Annotated in this window: 23 protein-coding genes and 1 riboswitch; of the genes, 11 read left to right on the plus strand and 12 right to left on the minus strand. The window is 72.5% G+C overall.

Annotated elements, in window-relative coordinates; genetic code table 11:
• The first annotated feature begins 24 nt into the window (after nt 1–24).
• The 4 genes from F0L17_RS23440 to F0L17_RS23455 all read left to right on the plus strand — a co-directional run bounded on the left by F0L17_RS23440 (nt 25) and on the right by F0L17_RS23455 (nt 6,851).
• Nucleotides 25–1,710 (plus strand): ribonuclease J, encoded by a 1,686-nt coding sequence (locus F0L17_RS23440; RefSeq protein WP_155072593.1) that lies wholly within the window; start codon nt 25–27, stop codon nt 1,708–1,710.
• Nucleotides 1,711–1,765: 55 nt separating this feature from the next.
• Nucleotides 1,766–2,503 carry a spermidine synthase family protein gene (locus tag F0L17_RS23445; RefSeq protein WP_155072594.1) on the plus strand — a complete coding sequence of 246 codons (738 nt, stop codon included), beginning with the start codon at nt 1,766–1,768 and terminating at the stop codon, nt 2,501–2,503.
• Between the two features lie 630 nt (nt 2,504–3,133).
• Nucleotides 3,134–3,313: riboswitch (cyclic di-AMP (ydaO/yuaA leader) on the plus strand.
• 111 nt (nt 3,314–3,424) lie between these two features.
• Nucleotides 3,425–4,372: a transglycosylase family protein gene (locus F0L17_RS23450; protein ID WP_238419545.1), complete on the plus strand. Its 948-nt coding sequence runs from the start codon at nt 3,425–3,427 to the stop codon at nt 4,370–4,372.
• A 259-nt stretch (nt 4,373–4,631) separates the two neighbouring features.
• Nucleotides 4,632–6,851, plus strand: a complete 2,220-nt coding sequence (locus F0L17_RS23455) for an NADP-dependent isocitrate dehydrogenase (RefSeq protein WP_162466617.1) — start codon at nt 4,632–4,634, stop codon at nt 6,849–6,851.
• An 87-nt stretch (nt 6,852–6,938) separates the two neighbouring features.
• Here F0L17_RS23455 and F0L17_RS23460 read toward each other — a convergent pair whose 3' ends face one another.
• Nucleotides 6,939–7,607: a histidine phosphatase family protein gene (locus F0L17_RS23460; protein ID WP_155072596.1), complete on the minus strand. Its 669-nt coding sequence runs from the start codon at nt 7,605–7,607 to the stop codon at nt 6,939–6,941.
• A gap of 555 nt (nt 7,608–8,162) precedes the next feature.
• Here F0L17_RS23460 and F0L17_RS23465 point away from each other — a divergent pair.
• The 5 genes from F0L17_RS23465 (at nt 8,163) to F0L17_RS23485 (ending at nt 10,668) form a co-directional block, all read left to right on the plus strand.
• Complete coding sequence (locus tag F0L17_RS23465) at nt 8,163–8,576, plus strand: DUF1622 domain-containing protein (protein ID WP_155072597.1); 414 nt, start codon at nt 8,163–8,165, stop codon at nt 8,574–8,576.
• Between the two features lie 8 nt (nt 8,577–8,584).
• Nucleotides 8,585–8,851: a hypothetical protein gene (locus F0L17_RS23470; RefSeq protein ID WP_155072598.1), complete on the plus strand. Its 267-nt coding sequence runs from the start codon at nt 8,585–8,587 to the stop codon at nt 8,849–8,851.
• Nucleotides 8,852–9,089: 238 nt separating this feature from the next.
• The gene (locus tag F0L17_RS23475) at nt 9,090–9,362 is read left to right on the plus strand and encodes a GlsB/YeaQ/YmgE family stress response membrane protein (RefSeq protein WP_155072599.1); all 273 of its coding nucleotides are present in this window, start codon (nt 9,090–9,092) and stop codon (nt 9,360–9,362) included.
• Between the two features lie 245 nt (nt 9,363–9,607).
• Entirely contained in the window at nt 9,608–9,946 is a 339-nt protein-coding gene (locus F0L17_RS23480; RefSeq protein WP_155074098.1) for an ArsR/SmtB family transcription factor, read from the plus strand.
• Complete coding sequence (locus tag F0L17_RS23485; RefSeq protein ID WP_155072600.1) at nt 9,943–10,668, plus strand: cation efflux transmembrane domain-containing protein; 726 nt, start codon at nt 9,943–9,945, stop codon at nt 10,666–10,668. The genes F0L17_RS23480 and F0L17_RS23485 overlap by 4 nt, the downstream gene beginning before the upstream one ends.
• 155 nt (nt 10,669–10,823) lie before the next feature.
• Here the strand turns inward: F0L17_RS23485 and F0L17_RS23490 are convergent, their stop codons facing one another.
• The 11 genes from F0L17_RS23490 to F0L17_RS23540 all read right to left on the minus strand — a co-directional run bounded on the left by F0L17_RS23490 (nt 10,824) and on the right by F0L17_RS23540 (nt 20,733).
• A complete protein-coding gene (locus F0L17_RS23490; RefSeq protein ID WP_155074099.1) occupies nt 10,824–11,231 on the minus strand; it encodes a four-helix bundle copper-binding protein in 408 nt (135 codons plus the stop codon).
• A 568-nt stretch (nt 11,232–11,799) separates the two neighbouring features.
• Entirely contained in the window at nt 11,800–13,251 is a 1,452-nt protein-coding gene (locus F0L17_RS23495) for an FAD-binding oxidoreductase (RefSeq protein ID WP_155072601.1), read from the minus strand.
• A gap of 179 nt (nt 13,252–13,430) precedes the next feature.
• A complete protein-coding gene (locus tag F0L17_RS23500; RefSeq protein ID WP_162466618.1) occupies nt 13,431–14,135 on the minus strand; it encodes a 1-acyl-sn-glycerol-3-phosphate acyltransferase in 705 nt (234 codons plus the stop codon).
• Nucleotides 14,136–14,498: 363 nt separating this feature from the next.
• On the minus strand, nt 14,499–15,329 hold the full coding sequence (locus tag F0L17_RS23505; protein WP_155072603.1) for an SAM-dependent methyltransferase: 831 nt from the start codon (nt 15,327–15,329) through the stop codon (nt 14,499–14,501).
• Nucleotides 15,330–15,466: 137 nt separating this feature from the next.
• A complete protein-coding gene (locus F0L17_RS23510) occupies nt 15,467–15,703 on the minus strand; it encodes a DUF397 domain-containing protein (RefSeq protein ID WP_155072604.1) in 237 nt (78 codons plus the stop codon).
• Entirely contained in the window at nt 15,704–16,564 is an 861-nt protein-coding gene (locus F0L17_RS23515) for a helix-turn-helix domain-containing protein (RefSeq protein ID WP_155072605.1), read from the minus strand.
• A gap of 194 nt (nt 16,565–16,758) precedes the next feature.
• Nucleotides 16,759–17,184: a PTS-dependent dihydroxyacetone kinase phosphotransferase subunit DhaM gene (locus F0L17_RS23520; RefSeq protein WP_155072606.1), complete on the minus strand. Its 426-nt coding sequence runs from the start codon at nt 17,182–17,184 to the stop codon at nt 16,759–16,761.
• Complete coding sequence (gene dhaL, locus F0L17_RS23525) at nt 17,181–17,774, minus strand: dihydroxyacetone kinase subunit DhaL (RefSeq protein ID WP_155074101.1); 594 nt, start codon at nt 17,772–17,774, stop codon at nt 17,181–17,183. The genes F0L17_RS23520 and dhaL overlap by 4 nt, the downstream gene beginning before the upstream one ends.
• 150 nt (nt 17,775–17,924) lie before the next feature.
• Nucleotides 17,925–18,911: a dihydroxyacetone kinase subunit DhaK gene (gene dhaK / locus F0L17_RS23530; RefSeq protein ID WP_155074102.1), complete on the minus strand. Its 987-nt coding sequence runs from the start codon at nt 18,909–18,911 to the stop codon at nt 17,925–17,927.
• Between the two features lie 279 nt (nt 18,912–19,190).
• Nucleotides 19,191–19,559 carry a thioredoxin gene (gene trxA, locus F0L17_RS23535; RefSeq protein WP_162466619.1) on the minus strand — a complete coding sequence of 123 codons (369 nt, stop codon included), beginning with the start codon at nt 19,557–19,559 and terminating at the stop codon, nt 19,191–19,193.
• A gap of 211 nt (nt 19,560–19,770) precedes the next feature.
• Complete coding sequence (locus F0L17_RS23540; RefSeq protein WP_338018190.1) at nt 19,771–20,733, minus strand: anti-sigma factor RsbA family regulatory protein; 963 nt, start codon at nt 20,731–20,733, stop codon at nt 19,771–19,773.
• Nucleotides 20,734–21,396: 663 nt separating this feature from the next.
• Between F0L17_RS23540 and F0L17_RS23545 the strand changes: the two genes are divergently transcribed.
• Together F0L17_RS23545 and F0L17_RS23550 are read left to right on the plus strand one after the other, a co-directional pair.
• Nucleotides 21,397–22,272, plus strand: coding sequence for an STAS domain-containing protein (locus tag F0L17_RS23545; RefSeq protein WP_162466620.1), 876 nt, complete (start codon nt 21,397–21,399; stop codon nt 22,270–22,272).
• Nucleotides 22,269–22,682, plus strand: a complete 414-nt coding sequence (locus F0L17_RS23550; RefSeq protein WP_155072608.1) for an STAS domain-containing protein — start codon at nt 22,269–22,271, stop codon at nt 22,680–22,682. The genes F0L17_RS23545 and F0L17_RS23550 overlap by 4 nt, the downstream gene beginning before the upstream one ends.
• Nucleotides 22,683–22,755: the final 73 nt, after the last annotated feature.

Here is a 22,755-nt window from a genome sequence, read left to right on the forward strand (position 1 = left end):
GTGGCTCTCCGGTAGCGTCCGGGTATGAGCCATCCGCACCCTGATTTGAAGTCTCCCCCCGCCCTGCCCGAAGGAGGGCTGCGGGTCGTCGCCCTGGGCGGTCTGGGAGAGATCGGCCGCAACATGACCGTCTTCGAGTACGGTGGCAAGCTGCTGATCGTCGACTGTGGCGTGTTGTTCCCCGAGGAGAACCAGCCCGGTGTGGACGTGATCCTGCCGGACTTCACCTCCATCCGCGATCGCCTGGACGACGTGGTGGCCGTGGTGCTCACCCACGGCCACGAGGACCACATCGGAGGCGTGCCCTACCTGCTGCGCGAGCGGGCGGACATCCCCGTGGTCGGGTCCAGGCTGACGCTGGCGTTCCTGGAGGCCAAGCTCAAGGAACACGGCATCAAGCCGCGCACGGTACGGGTGCGCGAGGGCGACCGTCGGGGCTTCGGCCCCTTCGACTGCGAGTTCGTCGCGGTCAACCACTCCATCCCCGACGGGCTCGCCGTCGCCCTCCGCACCGGCGCCGGCCTCGTGCTGCACACCGGCGACTTCAAGATGGACCAGTTCCCGCTGGACGGCCGCATCACCGACCTGCGGGCCTTCGCCCGGCTCGGCGAGGAGGGCGTCGACCTGTTCCTCACCGACTCCACCAACGCCGAGGTGCCCGGCTTCACCACCTCCGAGGTCGATCTGAGCCCCGCGATCGAGCAGGTGATGCGCACCGCGCCCCGGCGGGTCATCGTCTCCAGCTTCGCCAGCCACGTGCACCGCATCCAGCAGGTGCTGGACGCGGCCCACGCCTACGGCCGCAAGGTCGCCTTCGTGGGGCGCTCGATGGTCCGCAACATGGGCATCGCCCGTGAGCTGGGGTACCTGAAGGTCCCGTCCGGTCTGGTGGTCGGGATGAAGGAGCTGGAGAAGCTGCCCGACGACCGGGTCGCGCTGGTGTGCACCGGGTCGCAGGGGGAGCCGATGGCGGCGCTGTCGCGCATGGCCAACCGCGACCACATGATCCGCGTCGGCAAGGGCGACACGGTGCTGATGGCCAGCTCCCTCATTCCCGGCAACGAGAGCGCCATCTACCGGGTGATCAACGGGTTGACCCGGTGGGGCGCGAACGTCGTCCACAAGGGCAACGCCAAGGTGCACGTCTCGGGGCACGCCAGCGCCGGCGAGCTGGTCTACTGCTACAACATCGTCAAGCCCCGCAACGTCATGCCGGTGCACGGCGAGTTCAAGCACCTCAAGGCCAACGCCGACCTGGCCGTGCGCACCGGCGTCGACCCCGACCGGGTCGTCATCGCCGAGGACGGCGTCGTCGTCGACCTCGTCGACGGGCGTGCCGCCGTCACCGGCAAGGTGCCCGCGGGCAACGTCTACGTCGACGGCACGGAGGTCGGGGGTGCCACCGAGGCGTCCCTGAAGGACCGGCTCACCCTCGCGGCCGAGGGGGTGGTGACGGTCGTCGCCATCGTCGACGCCGACACCGGGGCGCTGGCCGAGCCCCCCGACTTCCTGGCCCGGGGCTTCGTCCACGACGAGGCGACCTTCGAACCGGTCGTCCCGGTGATCGAGAAGGTTCTGGCCCGCGCGGCCGAGGAGGGAGTCGGCGAGGCGCACCAGCTCGAACAGCTCATCGCCCGTGCCGTGGCCTCCTGGGCCTTCCGCACCTACCGCCGCAAGCCGATGATCATCCCCGTGGTCATCGACGCCTGACCGGCTCCCTTCTCCGACTTCTCCGACGCCCGCCGCCGACATCGGGAGCGAACACATGAGCCTGCGTTTCGAGGAGATCGACTGGCGCCCCACCCCGATGGGCGACATCAGTCTGCGACGCCGACGGGACCCGGTGACCGGCGAGGACGTGTACGAGGTCAAGCTCGGCGACGAGTTCCTCATGTCCAGCCTCTTCACGGCCGGTGAGACGGAACTGGCCCGGCTCGGTCTGGCGGCGCTCCCGGACGACGGCACCGGCCTGGACGTCGCGGTGGGCGGACTCGGCCTCGGGTACACCGCCCGGGCCGCGCTGGAGGACGCGCGGGTGCGCTCGCTGATCGTCGTCGACGCCCTCCCCGACGTCATCCGGTGGCACGAGGAGAAACGGGTGCCGCTGGGCGCGCGGCTGGTGTCGGACCGGCGCTGCCGACTCGTCCACGGCGACTTCTTCGCGATGGCCGGCGGCGCCGGCGGGCTGGACCCCGGGCGGCCGGGGCGTCGGTTCCACGCGGTCCTGCTGGACGTCGACCACTCGCCGCGCCACGTGCTGCACCCGAGTCACGCACCGTTCTACGAGGAGGCCGGGATGCGCTCGCTGGCCGAACACCTCCACCCCGGCGGCGTCTTCGCCCTGTGGTCCGACGACCCGCCGGACGAGCCGTTCACCGCCGTGCTCACGGAGGTCTTCGCCACGGCGGAAGCCCACGTCGTGGGCTTCGACAGTCCCTTTCGACGGGAAGCGGCGACCAACACCGTCTATGTGGCGAGGAAGGCGCCCGGGCCGGGAGCGTAGGGACCCTCGGGGAAGGCCCCGCGCGCCGATCGGCGGGGAGCGGCGTTCCCGTGCCGCTCCCCGGCGTTCCCTTCCGTGCCCGAGTCGAGGAGGAGGTCGAGGGTCCCACGCCGGAGCGGGCGGGCCGGGTGCTCGATCCGCGGGGCGGCGTGTCGGCCGAGGGCCTCGGGACCCCGGGGGGCAGGGCTCCTCGTGTGCGGCGCGGGGCCTCCCGGTCGTGTGGCGCGGGCCCGCCGGAATTCGGGGAATCGGTCCGCTTGCTCTTTCCTGGGCGGTAAAGCTGTTAAGCCTGGAATGGGGCGATGTAAAGGCGGGTCTTTCTCGATGGTGTGCCCGGAGTCACATCCGTGCCGCCCCGGTGCGCGCGCCCTGGGAGATCGAAATCCTCCGCGTCTCGGACTCCCCGCCCCGCACGGAGATCTGACCGTCCCTCGGTCCTTTCGAGGGGTCGGGAAACGGTGAAGATCCTGTGCGTACGGTGGTCGAAATCCGCGTCTCGGTGACAAGGGGAGGGAATCCGGTCGCTCGGCGCCTTGTCTCTGTGAATTGCCTGTGTTTATGTGTCCTCGCCTCCGCGGCATCGCGGAGGCTCCACCACCGGGACGCCGAGTCCTGCCGCCCGGCCGGTGGAGAGAGCGCAGCCGACCGCGGCAGGAGCGGGGAAACCGAGTAAGTGCCGCGACCGCACGTCTTTTTGGCGGTCCGGCTTGGGGTGAAGCCTTGTCTCCGGGTGCCCTGGCGCACCGGGGAAAGGCCGGGCTGCTCCGGCCCGAATCCGACAGCTAACTCCGCAGGCGTGGGAGAGGACTCACACCCATGTCTCGTGGTCGCCACCGTCGTCCGAGCAAGACCCTGATTTCCCGTCAATTCTCCCGCATTTCCCTGGTCGCCGCGGCCGGCGGCGCGGGAATCGCGGCCCCGATGGTCGCCGCGGGAAGCGCCAACGCGGCCTCCGTCTCCGTGTGGGAGAAGGTCGCCGAGTGCGAGAGCGGCGGCAACTGGTCCATCAACACCGGAAACGGCTACCACGGCGGACTGCAGTTCTCGCAGTCCAGCTGGGAGGCCGCCGGCGGCACCGAGTACGCTCCGCGCGCCGACCTCGCCGGCAAGGACGAGCAGATCGCCGTCGCCGAGAACCTGCTCGACCTCCAGGGTCCGGGAGCCTGGCCCACCTGCGGGCCCGCGGCCGGCCTCGGTCAGGACACCGGAACGCCCGACAACGCCACCGCCCCGCAGACGGGGTCCGCCACCGTGATCGGGAAGGACGGCCGGGACGGGAAGTCCGCGGCCGCGGACTCCCACACCGTCGTCAGCGGCGACACCCTGCACCGGATCGCCACCGACCACGGCGTCGAGGGCGGCTGGGAGGCCGTCTACGAGGCCAACCGGGAGACCGTGGGCGGCAACCCGCACCTGATCTTCCCCGGCCAGGAGCTCACCCTGGACGCCCGGCGGGCCGACACTGACCGCGCCGACCGCTCGGAGCGCACCCGGGCCCGCACCGCCACACAGGACGAGCGGACCGCGCAGCAGTCCGAGCAGGACTACCCGGACACCCTGGACGGCTGGATCCGCGAGGCCCTGGACATCATGCGGGCCAACGGCATCCCCGGCAGCTACGAGGGGATCCACCGCAACATCATGCGCGAGTCGGGCGGTGACCCGAACGCGGTCAACAACTGGGACATCAACGCCCAGCGCGGCACCCCCTCCATCGGCCTGCTCCAGGTCATCAAGCCGACCTTCGACGCCTACCACGTCCCGGGCACGGCCAACAGCCAGTACGACCCGGTGGCCAACATCGTGGCGGCCTGCAACTACGCGGCCGACCGCTACGGCTCGATCGACAACGTCAACGGTCCGTACTGATCCGGGCCCCTCGCCGTCGCTTCGGGACCGCCCCGCGCCGGGCGGTTCCGGAGCGACGGCCGGGTGAGGGGAGAGCCCCCGTTCCCCGGGCGACTCCCCTCGCGGCGCCCTCCTCGTGCCGCTCGGGACGGCCAAGCGGCCTCCGGAGGAACCGGCGGACGCACGGGAGGATCCGGAGGGGCAGGGTCCTTTAGGGGAAGGGCCGGCAACGGGATATCTTGATGTCGAGCAATGTTGCAGACGTGGAGCGGAGCACACGGTGACTGACTCGACCATCATCTACACACACACCGACGAGGCCCCGGCCCTGGCGACCCATTCGTTCCTGCCGGTGATCAAGGCCTACGCCTCCAAGGCCGGTGTCGCCGTGGAGAGCCGTGACATCTCCCTGGCGGGCCGGATCATCGCGGTCTTCCCCGAGTACCTCAAGGAGGAGCAGCGGATCGACGACGCGCTCTCCGAACTCGGCGAGCTGGCCAAGACCCCCGGCGCCAACATCATCAAGCTGCCCAACATCTCGGCCTCGATCCCCCAGCTGAAGGCCGCCATCGCCGAGCTGCAGGAGCAGGGCTACGCCCTGCCGAACTACCCGGACGACCCCAGGACCGACGAGGAGCGCGAGATCCGCGCCCGTTACGACAAGGTCAAGGGCAGCGCCGTCAACCCGGTGCTGCGCGAGGGCAACTCCGACCGCCGCGCCCCCGCCTCGGTGAAGAACTACGCCAAGGCCCACCCGCACCGCATGGGCGCCTGGACCCCCGAGTCCAAGACGAACGTCGCGACCATGGGCGTCGACGACTTCCGCTCCACCGAGAAGTCCGCGGTGATCGACAAGGCCGGCTCGCTGCGCATCGAGCTGGTCGGGGACGACGGCAGCACCACCGTTCTGCGCGAGTCCGTGCCCGTCCTGGCCGGTGAGGTCGTCGACGCGGCCGTCATGCGGGTCGCCGCGCTGCGCGAGTTCCTGAAGCGGCAGGTCGAGCGTGCCAAGACCGAGGGCGTGCTGTTCTCCGTGCACCTGAAGGCCACCATGATGAAGGTCTCCGACCCGATCATCTTCGGCCACGCGGTGCGCGCCTTCTTCCCGAAGACGTTCGCCGAGTACGGCGAGACCCTCGCCGCGGCCGGGCTGAGCCCCAACGACGGTCTGGGCGCCATCCTCACGGGCCTGGAGTCGCTGCCCGAGGGCGCGAAGATCAAGGAGTCCTTCGAGGCCGAGCTGAACGAGGGCCCGGACCTGGCCATGGTCGACTCCGACCGCGGCATCACCAACCTGCACGTCCCCAGCGACGTCATCGTCGACGCCTCCATGCCGGCGATGATCCGCACCTCCGGCCACATGTGGGGCCCCGACGGCCAGGAGCACGACACCCTCGCCGTCCTCCCCGACAGCTCCTACGCCGGCATCTACCAGGCCGTCATCGACGACTGCCGCGCCAACGGCGCCTTCGACCCCGCCACCATGGGGTCGGTGCCCAACGTCGGTCTGATGGCCCAGAAGGCCGAGGAGTACGGAAGCCACGACAAGACCTTCGAGGTCCCCGCCACCGGCACGGTGCGGGTCACCGACGGTGACGGCAACGTGGTCCTGGAGCAGACGGTCGGCGCCGGCGACATCTTCCGCATGTGCCAGACCAAGGACGACCCGATCCGCGACTGGGTCAAGCTCGCCGTCACCCGCGCCCGCGCCACCGGCGACCCGGCGGTGTTCTGGCTGGACGAGACCCGCGCCCACGACGCCAGGCTGATCGAGAAGGTCCGGGCCTACCTGCCCGAGCACGACACCGAGGGCCTGCGGATCGAGATCATGGCGCCGGTCGACGCCATCAGGTTCTCCCTGGAGCGGATCCGCCGCGGCGAGAACACCATCTCGGTCACCGGCAACGTGCTGCGCGACTACCTGACCGACCTCTTCCCGATCCTGGAGCTGGGCACCAGCGCCAAGATGCTCTCCGTCGTCCCGCTGATGAACGGCGGCGGCCTGTTCGAGACCGGTGCCGGCGGCTCGGCCCCCAAGCACGTCCAGCAGCTGGTCAAGGAGAACTACCTGCGCTGGGACAGCCTGGGCGAGTTCCTGGCCCTGGCCGTCAGCTTCGAGCACCTCGCGCAGACCACGGGCAACGCGCGCGCCCAGGTGCTCGCCGACACCCTCGACCGCGCCACGGCCACCTTCCTCAACGAGGACAAGTCCCCCAGCCGCCGCCTGGGCGGCATCGACAACCGCGGCAGCCACTTCTACCTGGCGCTGTACTGGGCCCGGGAACTGGCCGAGCAGACCGACGACGCCGAGCTGGCCCAGGCGTTCGCCCCGCTCGCCCGGCGACTGTCCGAGAACGAGCAGACGATCGTGGACGAGCTGGCCGCGGTCCAGGGCTCCCCGGCCGACATCGGCGGCTACTACCGCCCCGACCCGGCCAAGGCCTCGGCGGTCATGCGTCCGTCGAAGACCTTCAACCAGGCCCTCGCCTCGCTCGGCTGACACGCCGACCCCAGGGCACTCCCGCCCCGGCCGGGCCTCGTCCCCGGCCGGGGCGGTTCCCGTCTCCGGGGGGCGTCCTTCCGGCCGTCAGCGGTAGGTGAGCAGCGGGCGCCGGTCCCCGACGAAGTGGGCGTGGTCGTTGAAGGACAGCAGGCTCACGCCGGCCGAGCCCGCGACGACGGTGGTGATCGCCGCGTTGACGACCACCCGGTTCAGCGCCACGATCCCGGCCGGGGGAGCGGACAGCAGCCTCCCGCACAGGGCCGCCAGCACCCCGCCCGAGGTGACCACGACGGCGTCGCGTCCCGGCCCGAGCTCGGCGACCAGTCCCCGCAGCGCGTCGAAGGCGCCCGTGGCGAACCGCTCCCAGCCGCCCTCGTCCGTGTCGGCCATCCACGCCGCGAGCGCGCGGTCGAGCACCCGCTGGGCACCGCGGTTGTCGGCGGGGGCACCGGAGGCGTCCTGGGAGGCAGCGCCGTAGCGGCGGACGAGGTCGATGTGGTCGTACTCGTTCCAGCGCGGGTCGGTGCGCGGTGTCCCGGTCAGGCCGGCGGCCTTCACCAGGAGTTCGGCCGTGTCCCGCTGTCGGTTCAGGGTGCCGCAGACCACGAGCGGGTCGCGGGGGGCGCGTCGCGCCAGCTCGGCGCCGGCGACCTCCGCCTGTCTGCGGCCGAGGTCCGACAGCACGTCGTACCCGTGCGCCGTCTCGGCACCGAACGACGCCTGGCCGTGGCGGACCAGGTGGACGACCGGCATCGCTGCCTCCCGCTGTCGGTGTCGGGGGTTCCCGTGGTTCGTTCGGCGCGCCACGGCGCCTTGCCGCGCGTGACCGTCGGGCACCACTCTGCCCCCGGCCACGGCCGGCTCCTCGGCTGGGCGGCGACGCAACGGCGAGGGTAGCCAACCCGCCGAGCAACGCTCAACAGCGCGGCCGCGGTCCGGTGCCGGTCGACCGTCCGCGACGGTCGCCGGCGCTCGGGCGCCCCTGGGCACCCACGGGTGAGTGAGGCGCCGGTCGGGTCGGGGGGAGGCCCGACCGACGCCGGTCCGATGCGGACGCCGGTGGTGGCGGTCGCCTCTCGGCGAGTGGCACTGCGAGGCTTCAGCCGAACGATCGTCCTCGCAGGCGATGGGTGAGGCCCGGGGACACTGTCCCACCACCGGCGTTCGCGACGGGTACAACCACCACCCCCGACGGGACATTCCTCGCCAATGCCAATCAACGGTGTGATGTGTGCAACAAGCTCTCATCACGGGATCACGGTGCATTCGTCACCATGCGGAAGTCGACTCCGGGGTACCCGGCGCCCCATGGACGCATCCCTGGACGACGTGCTGCCGGAAGCCTCCCTACGGGAGGCGGTGGACCTCCTGGTGAGGCTGGTGGAGGCCGCCGGCGCACTGATCATCTTCGCGGGCGCGGTCTGGGCCTTCGGCCGCCTCCTGGTGGCGGCGGTGCGCGGCCTCCCGGACCGCCGGTTCAACCGGATCCGGCTCGGCCTGGGGCGGTTCCTGGCCCTGGGGCTGGAGTTCCAACTCGCCGGTGACGTGCTGCGCACGGCCGTCGCGCCCAGCTTCACCGAGATCGGGCAACTCGCCGCCATCGCGGCCATCCGCACCGCGCTCAACTTCTTCCTCGGCCGTGAGATCGCCGCCGAGCGTGCCGAGATCGAACGCGAACGTCGGAAGGAAGAGGTCGAGCCGCACGGCCCGACCACACCGTGACGGCCGCCATGGACACCGTCCTGCACCTGGCGGCCCTCACGGTCACCGCCCTCGGACTCACGGCGGCTCTGGTGGCGTTCGCCGCGGCCGGGCGTCTCAGGACCGCGATGGCCGTCCTGCTGGACTTCCTGACCGCGGCGGGCCTCCTCCGGCTGGCCGGGGATCCGAACTGGGACACCATCGCGGCCGCGGCCGCCGTGATCGCCATCCGCAAGCTGGTCGCCGCGGGCCTGTACGCCGGGCGGCCGGGCCGATCGGCACGTACCCCGTCGTGATGTCGGCGGCCCGGTCGAGGAACCCCGCCGTGTGACGCGTCTCCCCCCGGGGGGCGGGGCGCCGGGACGGGCCGTACCCCCCGGGGGCCGGGCGATGTGCGGGCGATTCCACGGGACGGGCGGCGAACGGCGGTGGGTGAGGGGGAACTCCGAACGCCGATAAACCGGAACTCTCTTGTTTGGAGGACGTGTTCATGGCAATGCGGTCCCCTGAAGACAACAAGGGAGGTACCCAGACATGGGCATCATCGCATGGATTTTCATCGGTCTGTTCGCCGGTCTGATCGCCAAGGCGCTCATGCCGGGCAAGGACCCGGGCGGCATTCTCATCACCATGCTCATCGGTGTTCTGGGAGGTCTCCTCGGCGGATTCCTGGGCAAGGTGATATTCGGCGTCGACTCGATCGACGGGTTCTTCGACCTGTCCACCTGGATATCCGCCGTCATCGGTTCGGTCATCGTCCTCGTCGTCTACCGGATGGTCACCGGCCGCAGCCGCGCCCACGCCTGATTCCGGCACCGACGGGCGGTGTGTGGGGCGGCTCGCCACCCCGGTGATCCGGCCCGCAGGTCCCCGCACGTCCGCCGGCCCCGGCGCCCCCCGAACGAGGGGGAGCGCCGGGGCCGGCGGACGTGCGGGACCGGCCACGCGCGTCGGAGCGGGACTCCGCGGCGAACGGTTCGGGCGCCCGTGGCCGCCCGTGGATCGATACACGACTTCCTGAATTCAGGAAGTCGTGTACTGTCTCCGGCGTGCTGATGACCATCGCCTCCGACATCGAGGTACTGGCCCGGTTCGGCCGGGCCCTCGCCGATCCGATCCGCTGCCGTGTCCTGCTCGCCCTGCGCGGGGGCCCGGCCTACCCGGCCGACCTGGCCGACGCCCTCGGCGTCTCCCGCCCCCGGTTGTCGAACCACCTGGCGTGTCTGCGCGACTGCGGCCTGGTGGTCGCCGTGCCCGACGGGCGCCGCACCCGCTACGAGCTGGCCGACGAACGCCTCGGTCACGCGCTGGACGACCTGCGCACCGCCGTGGTGGCCGTCGAGGCCGGCCGCACGTGCGGGGAAGCCGAGGGGAAGGACTGCTGCGCATGACCACGGTGTCCCTCGGCCTCGCCCCGGCCCGGCGCGAAGTGCTCATCCGCCGAATACGGCTGTTGGTCGCGGCGACCATCACCTACAACGTCATCGAGGCCGTCGTCGCCCTCACCGCCGGGACGTTGGCCTCCTCCATCGCGCTGATCGGCTTCGGACTGGACTCGGTCATCGAGGTGTCCTCCGCCGCGGCGGTCGCCTGGCAGTTCTCCGCCGCCGACCACACGGTGCGCGAGGCACGCGAGAAGACCACCCTGCGGATCATCGCGGTCTCCTTCTTCGTGCTCGCCGCCTATGTCGCCGTCGACGCCGTCCGGGCACTGGCCGGCACCGGTGAGGCCGGTCGCTCCCTCCCCGGCGTCGTGCTCGCCGCGCTGTCGCTGGCGGTCATGCCGTTCCTCTCCCTCGCCCAGCGCAGGGCCGGGCGCGAGCTGGGCTCGGCCAGCGCGGTCGCCGACTCCAAGCAGACCCTGATGTGCACCTACCTCTCCGCCGTGCTGCTCGTGGGCCTGCTCCTCAACGCCGCCCTGGGCTGGTCCTGGGCCGACCCGGTCGCCGCGCTCGGCATCGCCGTCATCGCGCTCAGGGAAGGCCGCGACGCCTGGCGGGGCGAGGGGTGCTGCGCGCCCTCCGCCCCCGCCGCGGCGGAGGGCGGACCGGACGCGTGCGGCTGCCGACCGGGCTGCGCGTGCTGCGCGCCGGACACGGGGCAGGCGCGGTGAACGGCCGGGGCGCCGTTCCCGGATGGATTCCGCCCCGGCCGTTCGGAGGTCCGCTCGCCGTCCCGACGCGCGGCCCGGCGCCGCGCGTCGCCCGCACCGTTCGAGCCTCGGCCGGTCGTCCCGGTCTCAGCTCGCGGCCGTGCGGGCGGCGCCGGTCACAGGGTGGCCAGCAGTTCGTTGCACGCCTGCTCACAGCGGCGGCAGGCCTCGGCACAGATGCGGCAGTGCTCGTGCATGTCGGCGTGGCGCTCGCACTCCTCGGCGCAGGACTTGCACACCATGGCGCAGGCCTGGAGCTGGGCGCGGGTGATGTTGGCGTCGTAGCCGGTGTGTCGGGACAGGATCTTGCCGGTCGCCTCGCAGATGTCCGCGCAGTCCATGTTGGTGCGGATGCACTTGCGCAGCTCGGCCACCATGTCCTCCGACAGACAGGCGTCCGCGCACGCCGTGCAGGTCTGCGAGCAGTCGAAGCACTCGGCGATGCAGCGCTCCATGGCGGAGCGGTCGACGCCGCCGAGGTCGGCCGGGTAGGTCCGCAGCATGTCCTTGACCATCGTGGTCATGGTCGTCACCCTTTCCGTTCCTTGTCCGGGGCGGGCGGGCCGAGCCCGGTGGGCGGGCCCGCGGCGTCCTCCATGCGGGTAACACCCGGAACGGGACACGAAACACGGAAAGCGGCGATTCGGACCGGAAGTCGACGGCGGGCGCCCGGCGTGCGGGGAACGCGAACGCAGGAGGCGCCGACCGGGTCGGGGGAGGCCCGGCCGGCGCCGGTCCGGCGCGGGTGGCGGTGGTGGCGGTCGCCTCTCGGCGAGTGGCACCGCGAGGCTTCAGCCGAACGATCGTCCTCGCAGGCGATGGGTGAGGCCCGGGGACACCGTCCCACCACCGGCACCCGTGACGAGTGCAACGGGCCACCCTGCTCGGGCATTCCACCCCGATCAGGATATTCGCGTGTGCATCACATCACCGGAGCGGAAGGGGCCCTGCTCTCGGGGACGTGGTCTCGGGCGCCGCCGCGACACGTCCGCAAGGCGGTGGTGCCCGGGAGGGGCCGATCCCCTCCGAGGAACGGACCGGGAACGGGCCGCACCCCGCGCTCGCCCACCGAACCGTTCGGCCCGCCGCCCCTCAACCGGGCGCGGGAACGGCCCCCGCGGGCGTGATGTTGTGGTTGAGGTGGAAGACGTTGCCGGGGTCGTACCGGGCCTTCACCTCGGCCAGGCGGCGGTGGTTGTCCGCGCCGAATCCGGCGGCGACCCGCTCCCTGCCCTCGTGCCCGATGAAGTTGAGGTAGACCGCTCCGGTCGACCACGGGGCGACGTCCGCACGGACGTCCCGCGCCCACCGCCTGGCGCGTTCGTCGTCGGCCGGGTCCTCCCACAGTCCGAAGGGGTGGACCACCCACGGTGCCCGGCGCCACGGGACCGGGAACTCGCCGGGCCCCCGCGCCACCGCGCCGCCCTGCGGGAACAGCACGTGCTGGGAGGGAGAGGGCACGATCATGTCGTCGGCGCGACGGCAGAAGAGGTCCACGGCCGCGTCGGGGAAGGAGGCCAGGTACTCGGCGGACCAGTGGTTCCGGTAGCCGGGCGGGTCGTCGAGCATGCACTGCAGGTCGGCGTAGGAGAGTTCGGCGAACATCTCGGCGTCGTGGTCGAGGTCGAGGACGGGCTCGGCCACGTCCCGCAACTCCTGCATCACGCCCGCGTAGGTGACCAGGACCGCGCAGGCGAGCTTCCCCACCATCTCCTCGGGCACGAACTCCTCGGGCGGCGCGGTGAGATGGATCAGCCCGCCGCCGACCTCGTCCGGGGCCGACTCCAGGAAGTCCCGGTAGACGCGCGCCACCTCCGGTCCCGCCTCGGGCGGCCACATCAGCAGCGCGACGCTCACCACCGGCAGCGGATGGAGCCCGAGTTCGAGCGAGGTGGCCACACCGAAGTTGCCCCCGCCGCCGTGGAGGGCCCAGAACAGGTCGGGGTGTTCGTCCTCGCTCGCGCGGACGGTGCGGCCGTCGGCGGTCACCAGGTCGACCGAGAGCAGGTTGTCGCAGGCCAGGCCGAACACGCGGTCCAGCCAGCCCGTTCCGCCGCCGAGCACGAAACCGCCCACGCCGGTGGTGGAGACCCGGCCGCCGGTGGTGGCCAGGCCGTACGGCTCGGTGGCCCGGTCCAGTCCGCTCATCGTCGCGCCGCCGCCGACCCGCACCCTGCGGCCTTCGGGGTCGACCGTGACCGTGCGCATCGGCCGCAGGTCGACGACGAGGCCGCCCTCGGACAGGGCCATGCCCGCCACGCTGTGCCCGCCGCCGCGTACCGCGATCTCCAGGCCGTGCTCCCGTCCGAAGCGGACCGCCTCGGCGACGTCGTCGGCCGTCCCGCACCGGGCGATGACGGCGGGACGTCGGTCCACCATCGCGTTGAAGACGGTGCGCGCCTCGTCGTAGGACGCGTCGCCCGGTGTGACGACGCCGCCGCCGAAGCCGGCGCGGAAACCGGCCAGGGCCGCCGGGGACACGGTGCCGGACGGCCCGTGGGACGCGCCGCGGGGTGAGCTGTGGTGTGCACTGTGGTGTGCCATGCCGCCCCCTTCCCCCGGGGCATCGTTCAAGCCTCCTTTCGACCGTAACGCCGGACGGATCCCGCCGCACCCGGGCGGCGGGCGCGGGGCCGTGCCGTGCCCGGCGGTGCCGTGCGACGGGCGGGAAGGTCGTCGAGGGGGAGCCGGGGCCTCCTCGTCCGAGCCGGTGGGCCGTCGGCTCAGGCGGTGACGTCGAGATCCTCCGGGACCGACGCGGAGCGGGCGCCGGCGAGGGGCGGGTGCCCGGCCCGTTCCGCCGCGACCCGCCAGGCGTCGACGACCGCCCGGCGGGCCCGCGCGGTGGCCGTGACGACGTCGCCGGAGAGACGGAGCGGCGCGCCGACGTGGACGTGGACGCCGGGGCGGCGCAGCGGTGCCGTGACGAACCCGGCGACCTGTTTGACGGTGGATCCGGAGCTGATCCGCCGTGAACCGGCCTGGCCCAGCGGCACGACCGGGGCGCCGGTGGTCAGCGCCAGCCGCGCCAGGCCGCTGCGGAACGGGCCGGGCGCCGCCTCGCCGGCGTCCGCGCGGCGCGGCAGCCCTCCCTCGCCGTAGATCAGGACGATCCGCCCCGAGGCGAGCGCCGCGGCGGCGCCCTCCAGGGACGTGGCGGCCCGGCAGGTACCGCGGTGCACCGGTATGTGTCCCTCCCGGACGAGCGCGTGGCGCAGTCCGGGGACGCGCCACAGCCCGGCGGTGGCCAGGACGGCCGGCTCCTCGGCGCCCAGCCGGTGGAGGGCGGCCAGGACCACGCCGGGGTCCACGAGCGAGGTGTGGTTGGCGGCGACGATGCTGCCGGGCGCGAGTTCGGCACCGGGGTCGGAGGTGACCCGTAGGCGGCCGAGCACGGGGACGACGGTACGGGCGACGGTGCTGAGCACGGCGGTCTCCTTGTGCGTTCTCCGGGCGTCGCGGCGAGGCGAGGGGCCCCATCGTCCCCCGGGGGCGCCCACGGGCGCCTGAGTAGCCGTACTCACTTCCGCGCCCGTGTTCCGCGCGGGAAGGCGGAGGGCTGTAATAAAAGTGTGCCAAGCGCCACACATCCGGAACGGGCACACGGGCCGCACGAGCACCAGACCGGAAACCGCACCGGAGGCGCCCTTCGGAAGGGCCGTCCGAGAAGGACCGGTCGGGGAAGGGAGCGCGGGCCCCACCGCCGTGTGTGGGGGGAGAGGGGCGGTGGGGCCCGCGCGGCGCGCCCGTACGTCTCGGTGCTCCGTACGGACGCGGGTCTCGAAGGAGGGCTACTTCCGCGGCTTGCGCCCCAGGCCGCCCGCCACCAGCAGGCCGGCGATGTCCAGGGGCGCCGTCACCGGCTCGTCGGGCTGCCAGTACGGCAGGTACACCACGCCCGGCTCCACCAGTTCCAGGCCCTCGAAGAAGGCGGCGATCCGCGCCATGCTGCGCAACTGTCCCCGGCCCAGCGCCTGCCGCAGCACCGACTCCAGGCCGCGGGCCTGTGGGGAGGAGGAGCAGAAGTGGGTGAGCAACAGGTAGCCGCCCGGCCCCAGCCACTTCTTGTAGACCTCCACCAACCCGTCGGGGTCCTCCTCGTCGAGGAGGTGGTGGACCACGGCGTTGAGGATCAGCCCCACCGGACGGTCGGGGTCCAGCATCCCGGTCACGTCCGGGTGGCTCAGCAGCGTGTCGGGTTCACGGATGTCGGCGGTGACCACGACGGTGCGCTCGTCGTCCTCCAGCAGCGCCCGGCCGTGCGCGAGGACGATCGGATCGTTGTCGACGTAGACCACCCGCGCCCCGGGAGCGACCTCCTGGGCGATCTGGTGGGTGTTCCGCGCGGTCGGCAGGCCGGAGCCGATGTCCAGGAACTGGTCGATGCCCTGGCGTGCCATGTGGCGCACCGCGCGGACCAGTAAGCGGCGGTTGGTGCGCGCCCCCTCGCCGCCGTCGGGGAAGGCCTCGGCGACCCGGCGGGCGATCTCCTGGTCGACCGGGTAGTTGTCCTTGCCGCCCAGGATGGCGTCGTAGACGCGGGCGATGCTGGGGACGGAGGTGTCGATCTCGACCGGCTCGGGATCCGGTCGACTCCGCGTCCACTCCATGTCGTCGGCCATGCGACGGGTTCCTCCGTCTGTCGTCTGTGTCGGTGGTGGTCTGCCCCGGGCCCGCGCTGGGTGCGGTGGTGCGGGCCGCGGTGCGGGAAGCCCGGCCGGCGGGCGGGCCTGGAGCCCACCGGCCGGGGCCGCGGGCGTCAGGAGAGGAGGAAGTCGGCCTTCCCCTCCTTGGCGCCCCGGACGAACGCGCCGATCTCGCTCGGGGTGCGGATCGGCGCGGGACCGTCGGGGTCGGCGGACCGACGGATGACGATCCGTCCGCCGGGCGGCTTCACGGCCTCCGGACGGTTGCCGCCGTTGGCTCCGCTCCACGGGCTGTGCCACCCCTCGGCGCCGAGGACGCCGGCGGGCGTGCCGTTGTGGACGTGACCCATTCACAGCTCCCCGCGGACGTCCCGGAGGATCCGCTTCGTGCGTCGCGCGGTCGCGGCCTGGGCCGACATGCGGTCCAGGAGTTCCAGGTGGGCGGCCACCTCGGTGCGCTCGTCCAGGTAGACGGCGCCGGTCAGGTACTCCACGTAGACCATGTCCGGAAGTTCGGGGAGCCCGAAGCGGAAGAGGACGAAGGGGCCGTAGGTGCCGGGGTGGAAGCCGGAGGAGAACTCGGCGATCTGCAGGGTGACGTTCGGCCGCTCGGCGTCCTCCAACAGCCGGTCCACCTGGGCCCGCATCACCTCGCGAGTGCCGACGGGGCGGCGCAGCGCGGTCTCGTCCACCAGAATCCACAGGCGGGGGGCGTCCGGGCGGTCCAGCAGGCGCTGGCGTTCCATGCGCAGCGCCACGTGCCGTTCGACCTCGCCCTTGATCGACTGCCCGACCGCGCCCTTGCGCAGGACGCACCGGGCGTACTCCTCGGTCTGCAGCAGGCCGGGGACGACGTGCGGTTCGTAGGCCCGGATCACCTTGGCGGAGTTCTCCAGGCTGACGTGGACACTGAACCAATCCGGCAGGACGTCGCGGAACCGGTGCCACCAGCCGGGTCTGTTGGCCTCCTCGGTCAGCGCCACGAAGGCCTCGGCCTCGGCGCCGGCGACGCCGTACTCCTCCAGCAGCAGCCGCACGTACGGGATCTTCAGCGCGACGTCGGCCGTCTCCATCCTGCGGATCGTGGCGGGGGCGACGTGGAGGACCCGCGCGGCGTCCTCGCGCCGCATGCCCGCCTTCTCACGCAGGTCCTGGAGTCGCCTGCCCAACACGAGCTGACCCACGGTCGGGGCGGGCCGGGGCTCGCTCATCCCACATCCCTCTCGGCCATGTCCCGTAGTGTGTCACGGAGTTGACGCTCTGCACACAGTGAATCGGCAACTCTGGATTTTTCACAGTGATCCGTGACAGTGAGGTCGGCACGGTGACGGGACGGCGAGGGGACGCGGGACGCGGAACGGGGCGGCGGGCCCGGCCGGTGGGCTCGGCCGCCCCGGGAGGCGGATCAGAGCTTGCGGTAGCCGTACGCCTCCGTCGCCGCGGCCGCCACCGCGTCCAGGTCCGCCCCGGTCGAGGCGGTGACCACGGCCGCGACCGCACCCTCCACGAACGGGGCGTCCACCAGACGGGAGCCCTCGGGAAGTTCGTCGCCCTCGGCGAGCAGGGTGCGCACCGTCAGCACCGCGCTGCCCAGGTCCGCCAGCAGCGCCACACCCGCCCCCCGGTCGACCCGGTGGGCCGCTTCGACGATCAGCTCCGAGCTGGTGCCCAGTCCACCGTCCCCGGTGCCTCCGGCCGCCGCCACCGGAACGGCACCGCCGCCGCCCGACAACCCCAGGGCGAGCCGGGCGACGGACTCGGCCACCTGCCGGCTGTGCGACACCAGCACCAGACCGACCGGTCCCCCTTCGGACCTCCGCTCCCCGCTCATGCCGACCTCCCCGACGCCTCGGCGGTCTCGGCGAGCGCGGCGAAGAACAACGCGGAGGAGGCCGCGCCCGGATCCATGTGGCCGACGCTGCGCTCACCCAGGTAGCTCGCCCGACCCTTGCGGGCCCGCATCGGCACCGTCGCGGCGGCCCCCTCCTCGGCGGCCGCGCGCGCCGCCGCGAAGTCGGTACCCGACTCGCCCAGCGCCTCGACGGCCGGGAAGAGCGCGTCCAGCATCGTCTTGTCGCCCGGAGCCGACGACCCCAGCTGCGCCACCGCTTCCGCCCCCGCGCGCAGGGCGTCCCGCAACCGGGCCGCGTCCACGGTCTCCTCCGTGCCCAACTCCTTGCCCGCGCGCCGCAGCAACGTCCCGTACAGCGGCCCCGAAGCGCCGCCGACCGTGGAGATCAGTCGGCGCCCGACGAGGGCGAGCACCGCGCCCGGCGACCCGGGTCCCTCCCGCTCCAGGGAGACGAGGGCGGCGGTGAGGCCACGCCGCATGTTGGCGCCGTGGTCGGCGTCGCCGACGGCGGAGTCCAGCTCGGTCAGCCGTTGCTCCTCCCGGTCCACGGCGGCCCCGACCGCCGACATCCAGCGGCGGAAGAAGTCGGCGTCCAGTGCGACGGTCACCAGGTCTCCTCTGTCGGTTCGGCGGCGTCCCGCTCCGGCGTGTGTCCGGAGCGCCTCCCGCGGTCCCGCGGCTGCCGGACACCTGCCCGGGACCTTCCCCTCACATGCCCCTCACACGCCCCAGCGCAGTGCGGGGGTGCGCACCGGCGCGTCCCACAACCGCAGCAGCTCCTCGTCCACCCGGCAGAGCGTGACCGAGCAGCCCGCCATGTCCAGCGAGGTGACGTAGCCGCCGACGAGCGTGCGGGCCACGGCCACCCCGCGCTCGCCCAGGACCCGGTGCACCTCGGAGGCGAACCCGTACAGCTCCAGCAGCGGGGTGCCGCCCATGCCGTTGACCAGGGCCAGCACGGGGCGGTCCGGGCGGAGGTCCTCCAGCACCGCGTCCACCGCGGCGTCGGCGATCTCCCCGGAGGTCATCATGCCGCGCCGCTCGCGACCGGGCTCGCCGTGGATGCCGACGCCCAACTCCAGCTCGCCGGGCGGCAGGTCGAAGGTCGGGCCGCCCTTGGCGGGGGTCGTGCAGGCGCTCAGCGCGACGCCGAAGCTGCGGGAGGACTCCACCACCTGCCGGGCGACCGCCTCGACCCGCTCCAGCGGCGCGCCCTCCTCGGCGGCCGCGCCCGCCAGCTTCTCCACGAACAGCGTCGCGCCGGTGCCGCGCCGACCGGCGGTGTGGGTGCTGTCCACCACCGCCACGTCGTCGTCGACGAGGACCTTGGCGACCCGCACGCCCTCGTCCTCCGCCAGCTCGGCGGCCATGTCGAAGTTCAGCACGTCGCCGGTGTAGTTCTTCACGACGAACAACACGCCCTCGCCGCTGTCCACGGCCGCGGCCGCCCGCGCCATCTGGTCCGGCACGGGCGAGGTGAACACCTCACCCGGACAGGCGGCGTCCAACATCCCGGGCCCGACGAATCCGGCGTGCATCGGTTCGTGCCCCGAGCCGCCGCCGGACACCAGCCCCACCTTGTTCGCCACCGGCGCGTCCCGGCGCAGCACGACCCGGTTCTCGACGTCGATCGTCAACTCGGGATGTGCGGCGGCCATGCCGCGCAGGGCGTCGGCCACGACCGTCTCCGGCACGTTGATCAGCATCTTCACGGCTACCTCCGGACGGGCCCGGCGCGAGCTTTGTCGAATCGGACGTCGGGACGACGGAAACGACGACGGAAATCCAGTATCGGGGCGGAAGCCGCGCGGGGGCACCCCACGGCGCGCGGATGGACCAGAGAAGGGCGGAGGTGGAGGAATGTGATAGAAAAAGTGTGCCAAGCGAAAAAGCGCAGAGGACGGATGCACCCCGCACGAAAGCCCCCTGCCCGCCGCAGGCCACGGGGGCCGGGGCGGGCAGGGGGCCGTCGGATGCGTCCGCTGTCAGTCGCCGGTGTTCTCGGCGGCGATGGAGGCGCGCACCTCGTCCATGTCGAGTCCGCGGACGGCGTCGATCACCTGGTCCAGCGCCTGGGCGGGCAGGGCTCCGGGCTGGGCGAAGACCAGGACGCCCTCGCGGAAGGCCATCAGCGTCGGGATCGAGGTGATGTCGGCGGCGGCCGCCAGAGCCTGCTCGGCCTCGGTGTCGACCTTGCCGAAGACGATGTCGGAGTTGGCCTCGGACGCCTTCTCGTAGACAGGGGCGAACATCCGGCACGGCCCGCACCAGGACGCCCAGAAGTCGACCAGGACGATGTCGTTGTCGGTCACCGTCTTCTCGAAGTCGGCGGCGGTCAGATCGACGGTGCTCACACGGATTCCTTCCGGTCGTCTCGTTGGTCACCCCCCTGACGCCGCAACGTCCGGGGCGGCGGGAACATTCCCCGACGCGTCCGAGGATCGGTGTGGTCCCGGCACGGGCCGTGACGGTGGCGACGACCGCTGTGGAGAGGAGCGCGCCCCGAGGGGAGGAGGCGGGGCGCGCGTCGGTGTCGGCGCGGGCCCCGGTCGCGGTCCGGTGGGCCTACCCGTGGTTCATGTGCAGTCGCACGGTCAGGCCCTCGGGAGCGGCACGGGTCTCGACCAGGTCGCAGAGCTGGTGCATCATCCACAGTCCGCGACCGCCGACGGCGGAGTCCAGGGTCGGACGGCGGCGGCCGGCCAGCGGGTCGGCGAGGCGTCCGCGGTCGCGGATCTCGGCGAGGCAGGAGGCCCCCTCGTCCCACAGCGTCAGGGTGCCGCGTCCGCCGCCGTGGGCCAGGGAGTTCGCCGCGGCCTCGGCGACGGCGAGGACGAAGTCGCCCCGGCGCGCGGTGTCGAGTCCGGCCTCGTGGGCCCAGGTGTCCGCGCGGTGGCGGACTTCGCCCAGATCGCCGTCGACGAAGGTCAGGGCGTGGGCGTCCGGCGGTGGGGGAACGAGGGGGAGGGCGTCGCACTCGGCGTTGACGGCGGCGCCGGCGTAGTGCGGGCTGGACCACCGTCGGTCGTCCTCCCACAGCACCGGGTGGGTGCGGCGGGCGTCGGCGCACACCGCCGGGGGCAGTTCCGAGACGTCGTAGGGGCACAGGATCGTCGCGTCACGGCCGGCGAAGGCGGCGTTGATGAGGGCCTCGTGCCGGGTGGCCTCCACCACTTCGGCGGGGGAGCGGCGGGCCCAGAGGGGTTCTCCGACGATGCGCGCGGGGCGGTCGGGGCTCCGGTCGGCGAAGTCGCGCAGGCCCGCCAGGATGCGGCCGGGGTTGCGGCCGAACTCGGTCATGTCGGCGAGGCTGAGCCGGTCGGCGTCGAGGGGGCCTAGGTGGTCGCGCAACAGGTCCAGGCGGGGGCCGGGGACGGCGATGAGCACGGGGTCACCGGCCGCCAGGGCGGTGTCGACGAATCCGCCCACGCCTCGGAGGTACTCCTCGGAGGTCCGGTAGAAGAGCGCGGGGTGGACGAAGAGGCCGGGGGGTTCCCACCTGGTGACGGATTGTTCCGCGTCGGTCACGGGGAGACCACCTCTGGTGTGGCGGGGGCGTGCGGGGGAGGGCCGGCGAACGCCGGTGTCGCCGGACGCCTTCGGACCGTGGACCGGTGGGGTCGGGCGTCGCCGGGGAGGGTGCCGCAGCCGCATCGGCGCGGTGCCGGCATCGGCACGTCGGCGAACACCTCCGCTCGGTCCTCGGCTCCGTTCCGGGAGGGCGTCTGCCCTCGGAGCGCCGTGCGCACACCGGTCTTTGCCGTCCGGTGACGTACGGGGAGGGTACAGCGGGCCGGGAGGCGCGGCGGACCCGGCGGGAGTCCGCCGTCACGAGGGAGGCTCCGCGACCGTTTCGTGGTGCGAATTCCGACAAGGGCCCACGGGCCGCCCGAGGTCCGGGCGGACGCGGGGCGACGGTGGGCGGTCGCGCGACCGAACCGGCCGGGAAGGGAGGCATCAACGTCGACATACGGGGAAGGCCGGAGGGGGGACCGGCGAGCTTCGCCGGCCTTCGGCATGATGGGGATCTTCGGGGATTCGGCCCGTACGAGGGGCCCTTGGGCCGCTGCTAGCATGTGCCGAACAGCAACAAAAGGGGCGGGGATTCGTGTCTCGTTGCCCTGTACATCCAGCCGTGCGCCGACGTCACGGACGTGGGCCGGCGACGAAGGACTGTGAGAAGGGCCTGTGGTGAACGCCAGCGACGCAGCCGTGCGGGACCGGTTGACTACCGCGATCAGGGAACGTGGTGACGAGATCGCCGACCGGTGGGTGCAACTCCAGCAGCAGCGGGCGGCGATCAACATCGACGAGAGCGAGCTGCGCGAGGAGGCCGACGCGCTCCTGGTCCTGCTCGGCGGCGCGCTCAACGACAGTGACCACGCCATGGAGAGCCTGGTCGACGCCCACCGCGACCTGCGCGACGCGGTGATGGAGCTGTCCCTGCGCCGGGAGCGCAGCGGCGCGACGCCCACCGCCACCTCCCTGGCCGTCCTGGCGCTCAAGGACGCCCTGCTGGAGGCAGTGGAGCGGGACAACGACGATCCGCGCCAGCTCTTCCCCGCCGCACTGATGATCAACCGGCTGTTGGACGAGGCCGCCGCGCTCTCCTTCAACGCCTACGTCGAGCGTCGGGAGGAGATCATCCAGCGGCAGAGCCGCCAGCTGATGGAGATGTCCACTCCCGTGGTGCACCTGTGGAGCCAGATCCTGGCCGTGCCGCTGATCGGCACCCTGGACACCGCCCGCACCCAGGTGGTGATGGAGAACCTGTTGCAGTCCATCCAGTCCCACGAGGCCCGGGTGGCGATCATCGACATCACCGGCGTGCCGACGGTGGACACGGCCGTGGCCCAGCACCTGATGCAGACCGTCAACGCGGTCCGTCTGATGGGCGCGGACTGCTTCATCAGCGGTGTGCGGCCCTCCATCGCGCAGACCATCGCGCAACTGGGCATCGACCTGTCCACCATCCTCACCCGTGCCACCCTCTCCGACGCGCTGGCCGCGGCGGTGGAGATGACCGGGCAGGACTCGCCCGCCACCGGGACGCGGAAGATCCGATGACCGACCGGCGTTCCCTGGACATTCCCATCCTCAGACTCGGCGACGTGCTGGTCACCGGGCTCATCAACGAGCTCGACGACAAGACGGCGACCGCGTTCGCCGAGGAGTTGACCGAGCGCATCGCGGCCGAGCGTGCCAGGGGCGTTCTCATCGACGTCTCCCGACTGGAGATCATCGACTCCTTCGTGGCGCGTGCCCTGACCGAGCTGAGCACCATGGCCCGGCTGCTGGGCGCCCGGGTGATCGTGGCCGGCATGCGGCCTCCCGTGGCGATCACCCTCGTGGAGCTCGGTCTCCAGCTGCGAGGGGTGGAGACCGCCCTCAACGCGGAACAGGGGATGGCCGCGCTCGGCTGGCACCACACCTCGCAGCCCCCGGAAAGGGGGGCCCGACGTGAAACTCTCGGATGAGCGAAGGGCGGGTACCCCGGTGGCCCATGTGCCCGGAGGCGACGGAACGGGTCCCGGCCCGCGCGCCGGCTCC

Source organism: Streptomyces taklimakanensis (assembly GCF_009709575.1).
Classification (GTDB): domain Bacteria; phylum Actinomycetota; class Actinomycetes; order Streptomycetales; family Streptomycetaceae; genus Streptomyces; species Streptomyces taklimakanensis.